Source organism: Pedobacter sp. HMWF019 (assembly GCF_003061025.1).
GTDB lineage: Bacteria > Bacteroidota > Bacteroidia > Sphingobacteriales > Sphingobacteriaceae > Pedobacter.
The window spans coordinates 5,158-6,246 of sequence record NZ_QAIL01000541.1; the positions used below are offsets into that span (position 1 = coordinate 5,158).

At 41.2% G+C, this 1,089-nt stretch carries 2 protein-coding genes and 1 pseudogene; all 3 read left to right on the forward strand.

The window, feature by feature from the left end:
- Nucleotides 1-196, forward strand: a pseudogene (locus DBR11_RS26685) (tRNA-binding protein); the annotation flags it as partial.
- On the forward strand, nucleotides 197-670 hold the full coding sequence (locus DBR11_RS26690; RefSeq protein WP_108555607.1) for a nucleoside deaminase: 474 nt from the start codon (nucleotides 197-199) through the stop codon (nucleotides 668-670).
- Nucleotides 671-808: 138 nt separating this feature from the next.
- Nucleotides 809-1,089, forward strand: a 281-nt coding sequence (locus tag DBR11_RS26695; protein ID WP_146186680.1) for a superoxide dismutase, incomplete at its 3' end; no start/stop codon positions are given.

Here is a 1,089-nt window from a genome sequence, read left to right on the forward strand (position 1 = left end):
TTCTGCCCAGATTACAAAACATTATACCAAAGAAGAATTGACTGGCCAGCAAATTGTAGCCGTGATCAATTTCCCTAAAAAACAAATTGGTAAATTCATGTCAGAATTCCTGGTTACCGGCTTTGCCGATGAGAATGGAGATATTGTACTCACCGCATTAAGAGGAAAAGTACCCAACGGCAGTAAATTAATCTAAATGAGCTATTACAATTTCACCGACGAAAAAGACCCTGTACAGGAAGATGAACATTACATGCGTCTGGCCTTGCAGGAAGCGCAAAGAGCTTACGACCTACAAGAAGTCCCTATCGGAGCAATTGTTGTATGCCAAGGCAAGATCATAGGCAGAGGACACAATTTAACAGAACAATTAAATGATGTAACCGCACATGCCGAAATGCAGGCTTTTACCGCAGCCAGTCAAACCTTGGGTGGAAAATACCTGAAAGACTGTACGCTATACGTCACGATTGAACCATGCGTAATGTGCGCAGGCGCGAGTTACTGGATGCAGATCAGCCGGATCGTTTTCGGGGCAAAGGAAGAAAAAAGAGGCTTTACTACCAAGGGAGCAAATCTGCTTCACCCCAAAACTATTTTAAAAGGTGGAATCCTCGCAGAAGAATGCGGACGGCTTATGACCAGTTTTTTTGCTTCCAAAAGGGGATAACTTGACAAAGTATTGAACAAAACTTAACCTTTGAATGTTATATTTGCTCAGCCCCACCCATCAGGACTTCTAAATGAAAGAAAGATCAAGCCGGGCAACACAACAAGAAATAAATTTTAAACTTAAATTATAATAGTTATGGCTTTTGAATTACCTGCGTTACATTACGCAACAGATGCATTAGAACCGCATATCGATAAACAAACCATGGAAATCCACCATGATAAACACCACCAGGCTTATGTTACCAATCTGAACAAAGCTTTGGAAGGTAAACCTGAGGCTACACACAGTATCGATGATATCATCAAAAATATAGATAAATTTCCTGCAGCAGTTAGAAACAACGGTGGAGGTCACTACAACCACACTTTGTTCTGGGAAGTTATTGGTCCAAACAAAGGTGGAGAGCCTAAAGG

Coding starts and splice junctions, on each gene's coding strand:
- DBR11_RS26690 (WP_108555607.1), top strand. CDS start 197: ATGAGCTATTACAATTTCACCGACGAAAAAGACCCTGTACAGGAAGAT.